Source organism: Evtepia sp., from assembly GCF_056797215.1.
This window is the reverse complement of record NZ_JBQILM010000061.1, coordinates 1-4,622: the sequence shown is the minus strand read 5'-3', so window position 1 is coordinate 4,622 and position 4,622 is coordinate 1. Positions and strand designations below refer to the sequence as shown.

The window sequence follows — 4,622 nt, the reverse complement described above, 5'->3', positions numbered from 1 at the left end:
CTATAAATGAGCAAATCTGAAAAATGACAAAAAAGAAGGCATAGCCTCAAGTGTTATAATGGAAGCGCGACCAACCACAAAACACGAGAGGGAATGCCTTGTGGAGATTATAACACCGAGAGAGCAGATACGCAAATTCTTTTTTGAGAAGCACTTGGAGTTTTTGACCAGCGTACCCCAGCAGCGGCTTCAGGAAATGATCCTGTCCAGCTGTATGAAGGGGCATAGTGGAAAAATGTCGGACTATGGCGAGTGCGGTCCAGCCCACCGAACAACCTACGGACATTTTCTGGCCAAGGGCAAGTGGGATGACAAGCGGCTGGAAGAAACGCAAAAACGCGAAAGCTTCCAGACGGTTTCGGAACTTTCCCGCCGAGATGGAACACCTCTTTTTATCAGCATCGACGACACAGTTCTGCCCAAAACAGTGCCATCATCAAAGGCGAAACGTCCAACACAGGGGGCCGGATGGCATTACTCCCATTTGGAGGGGAAGGTCGTCTATGGGCATCAGGTCCATGCTGCCATCGTTGGGACCGGAGATACTTCTCTGTGTTATTCCCTGAAACGCTGCTGCCCGGAAAACGGCACGAAAATCGACATGACCTTGGAGATTCTTCGCTCTCTTCCGAATCAAACGGGGGCCTATATCCTGATGGACAGCTGGTACACCAACCCCAGTGTTCTTGATGCCTGCCAGGAGAAGGGCTGCCATTTGATTGGCGCGATGAAAACCAACCGTATTCTGTTCCCGGAAGGAAAGCGTACCTCTGCCTCCGATCTGGCCGCCTCTCTCGACCCCGGCTGTTTTCACCCTGTAACGGTGAAAGGCCGGACCTACATGGTGTATCGCTACGAGGGGCCTCTGAACAAAATTGACCGCGCAGTGGTTCTGCTCTCCTATCCACCAGCTGCGATGGGCAGGAAATGTGCCCTCCGGGTATTTCTATGCTCCGATTCCACCCTGTCTGATGAGACGATTCTGGAATACTATTCTCACCGCTGGACCATTGAGGTCTTGTTCCGCGCTCATAAACGCTATATGGGCTTAAAAAGTTTCATGGTTCGGGCTGCTAAAGCTCTTGATCGCTTGCTGCTTGTCTTAGCCCTTGCCCATTTCTTCTTTTCCTGCGGTCTTGGCCATATTGTGCCCTTCCACATCGGCCTTCACCTCTGCCGGACTGCTTTCGTCAATTCCTGAATTTGCTCATTTATAGCTCCTCAAATATTTTTGCCGTCGAGGAGAGAACTTTTTGACGCGAAAAAGAGGGGATGGGCCATCCTCTCTCCCCGGTACGGTTGCCGAAACCGCCCATTTGTGCTACAATACCCCCATCTGCCCTACGTATTTTCCGGGAGGAGGTGCCCCGCCATGCCCCAGCGCATCCTTGTGGTGGACGACGAAACCGCCATCGCCGATCTGGTGGAGGTTTACCTCCAGGGCGAGGGCTTCACCGTCCACAAATTCCACAACGCCGCAGACGCCCTGGCGTCCGTGCACGCCGCGCCCCCGGATCTGGCCATCCTGGACGTGATGCTCCCCGACCTGGACGGCTTTACCCTGTGCCGCCGCATCCGGGAACAGCACCTGTTCCCCATCCTCATGCTCACCGCGCGGGGAGAGGACCTGGACAAGATCACCGGCCTCACCCTGGGGGCGGACGACTACATCACCAAGCCCTTCAACCCCCTGGAGCTGGTGGCCCGGGTAAAAACCCAGCTCCGCCGGTACACACGCTACAACCAGGGAGCCGCCCCCGCCCAGCCGGAGGAATACGACCTCCGGGGCCTGCAAATCTCCCTGTCCGCCCACCGCTGCACCCTGTTCGGGGAGGAAATCCCCCTCACCCCGCTGGAATTTTCCATCCTCTGGCACCTGTGCCAAAACCGGGGCCGGGTGGTATCCAGCGAGGAACTGTTTGAGTCCGTCTGGGGAGAGCCGTACCTGGACAGCAACAACACCGTCATGAGCCATATCGCCCGGCTGCGGGAAAAGCTTCGCGAGCCACGCCGGAAGCCCCGTTTCATCAAAACCGTGTGGGGGGTGGGCTACACCATTGAATAACTCCAATTACAACAGCCGCCTGTCCCGCCAGCTCTGGACGCGCTGCCTCCTGTCCCTGCTGGCCTGGGCCTTGTGGACGGCGGCGGTGGCGGTGCTGTGCTACTACATCGCCGCCTCCTCCAGCTGGGACGGCACCGGAGTGCTCTACCGCTTCGTCAGCTGGGCCCACCGGAATGTGGCCCCGCTCTACCTGCTGGTGACGGCGGCGGGGGGCTTCGTGATCTGCCTCCGCTTCATTGCCCGCTCCCTGCGCTGCCTGGACGCCCTGGTGGACGCCGCCCAGGCCCTCTCCCACCCCACCGAGGAGCCTATCGCCCTCCCCGCCGAGATGGAGCAGGTGCAGACCCAGCTCAACCTGGCCCGGGAGCAGGCCCTGCGCTCCGCCCTGGCGGTCAAGGACGCGGAGCAGCGGAAAAACGACCTCATCGTCTACCTGGCCCACGACCTGAAAACGCCCCTCACCAGCGTCGTCGGCTACCTCACCCTCCTGCGGGACGAGCCGGGGCTGTCCCCGGAATTCCGGGCCCGGTACACCGGGGTGGCCCTGGACAAGGCGGAGCGGCTGGAGGATCTGATCGACGAGTTTTTCGACATCACCCGCTTCAGCCTCACCCACCTGGAGCTGGAACGGCGGCCCATTGACCTGACCCGGATGCTCCAGCAGGTGGCGGACGAGTTCAGGCCCCAGCTCAGCGAGCACGGCCTCACCTGCGCCCTGGCCCTGCCCCCGTCCCTGATCTGCGGCTGCGACCCGGACAAGCTGGCGAGGGTGTTCGACAACCTCCTGCGCAACGCCTGCCACTACAGCGATCCCGGCACCCAGGTGGAGATCGCCGCCGCAGTGGAGGAACACACCGTGCTCCTCACCTTCACCAACCGGGGAGCCACCATCCCCCCGGAGAAGCTGGAGCGCGTCTTCGACCGCTTCTTCCGCCTGGACTCCTCCCGCGCCGCCCGGACGGGAGGGGCGGGCCTGGGCCTGGCCATCGCCAAGGAGATCGTGGAGCTTCACGGCGGCACAATTTCCGCCCACAGCGGGGACGGCCTCACCACCTTCCAGGTAGCTCTCCCAAAATCGTAAGAAAATCACAAGGTTTTCGTGAGAATCCCGCCACACATTTCCCGCCCCCATCTGGTACAATCAGGGGACAGATACAGAGAAGGGAGAAGCCCTCATGCACGACTTCATCAACACCATCCTGCGGTACTTTTCCAAGGCCCTGGCCCCCGCGCTGCTGGCCGCCCTGCTGGCGGGCGGGGCGTTGTTCCTGTACTACGTGTGGCGGAAGGACCGGGGCTGCCCCATCCCCGTCCGGCGGGCCGCCGCCATCGCCCTGCTGGCCTGCTATCTGGCGGGGCTGGTCACCATCACCCTGCTGATCCGCACCGCCAATCCGGGAATGCGCCTCTGGGTGCAGACCCACCTGTTCCTGGCCTTCTGGGAGGCGTGGAACGCCTTTACCCTGCAAATCTGGCTCAACCCGCTGTTGAATATCGCCATGTTTATACCATTCGGCGTGCTTCTGCCCCTGGCCTTCCCCCGGTTCCAGCGGTGGTACTGGACGCTGGCGGCGGGGCTGTCCACCTCCCTCGCCATCGAGATCATCCAGTATTTCACCGGACGGGGGCAGGCCGACGTGGACGACCTGTTCTGTAACACCCTGGGGGCCGCGCTGGGCTTCTGCCTGTGCCTCGCCGCCCTCAGCCTCTCCCGCAGGGAGTGGAAGGCGGCGGGCCTTTACACCATCCTGCCTGCCCTGTCCGCCGCTGTGCTGGCGGGCATCTTCCTGACCTACCAGCTCCAGCCCTACGGCAATCTGGCGGACGCCCCCATCCCCGTGGCCCCCGCCGATACCAGTGGGACGCGGTGGGTGCTGGACTGCCCCCTGTCCGATGAACCCGGCCCCGCCGGGGTGTACTGGGCGGAGCCCTTCACCAAAGCGACCTGCGACGAGTTCGCCCTGGACTTCGCCCAACGCCGGGGGGTGGATATCAGCGGCGATCGGTTTGACATCATCTATTACGACAACACCACCTACTACTCCGACCACAGCACCTTCTGCATCATTGTGGATCACAACGACCGCTCCTACCGATACAGCGACTACCGGGTGGAGGACAGGCATGACGGCTGGGGCACCGCCACCGAAGCGGACCTCCGCGCCGCCCTGGACGAGCTGGGCGTACCCCTCCCCGCCGCCGCCAGATTCTACGACGAGGGCAAGGGCAGATACACCTTCCGCGCCGCCAACCTGGAGCAGGACGGCTTGTTCTACGACGGCTCCATAGAATGCCGGGTCTCCAAAAGCGGCAGGCTCTACGAGGTGGACAGTGCCATGGCCGCCGTCACCCTCCACGGGGACGCCCCGGTGATCTCCCAGCAGGAGGCCTACCGCCGCCTCTGCGCGGGCCGCTTCGACCACACCAACGCCTTCGCCTTCGGCTTCGTGGACACCACCCAGGGGGAGGTCCATGTCACCGCCTGCGACCTGGAATACCTCACCGACAGCAAGGGCTTCCGCCAGCCCGTGTACTACTTCAGCCTCTCGGACAGCAA

4 protein-coding genes are annotated in these 4,622 nt (G+C 61.9%); all 4 read left to right on the top strand.

Annotated features, from left to right (window positions below; all coding sequences use genetic code 11):
• The first annotated feature begins 154 nt into the window (after positions 1-154).
• Complete coding sequence (locus tag ACTOZL_RS10010; RefSeq protein WP_482478242.1) at positions 155-1,201, top strand: transposase; 1,047 nt, start codon at positions 155-157, stop codon at positions 1,199-1,201.
• Positions 1,202-1,372: 171 nt separating this feature from the next.
• Complete coding sequence (gene vanR / locus ACTOZL_RS10005) at positions 1,373-2,065, top strand: VanR-ABDEGLN family response regulator transcription factor (RefSeq protein ID WP_482478241.1); 693 nt, start codon at positions 1,373-1,375, stop codon at positions 2,063-2,065.
• Complete coding sequence (locus ACTOZL_RS10000) at positions 2,058-3,146, top strand: sensor histidine kinase (RefSeq protein ID WP_482478240.1); 1,089 nt, start codon at positions 2,058-2,060, stop codon at positions 3,144-3,146. Before vanR ends, ACTOZL_RS10000 begins: the two co-directional genes overlap by 8 nt.
• Before the next feature lie 94 nt (positions 3,147-3,240).
• Positions 3,241-4,622, top strand: a 1,382-nt coding sequence (locus tag ACTOZL_RS09995) for a VanZ family protein (protein WP_482478239.1), incomplete at its 3' end; no start/stop codon positions are given.

What these genes read in the sequence shown, in the direction of transcription:
- vanR (WP_482478241.1), top strand. Translation starts at nt 1,373, where the DNA reads ATGCCCCAGCGCATCCTTGTGGTGGACGACGAAACCGCCATCGCCGAT.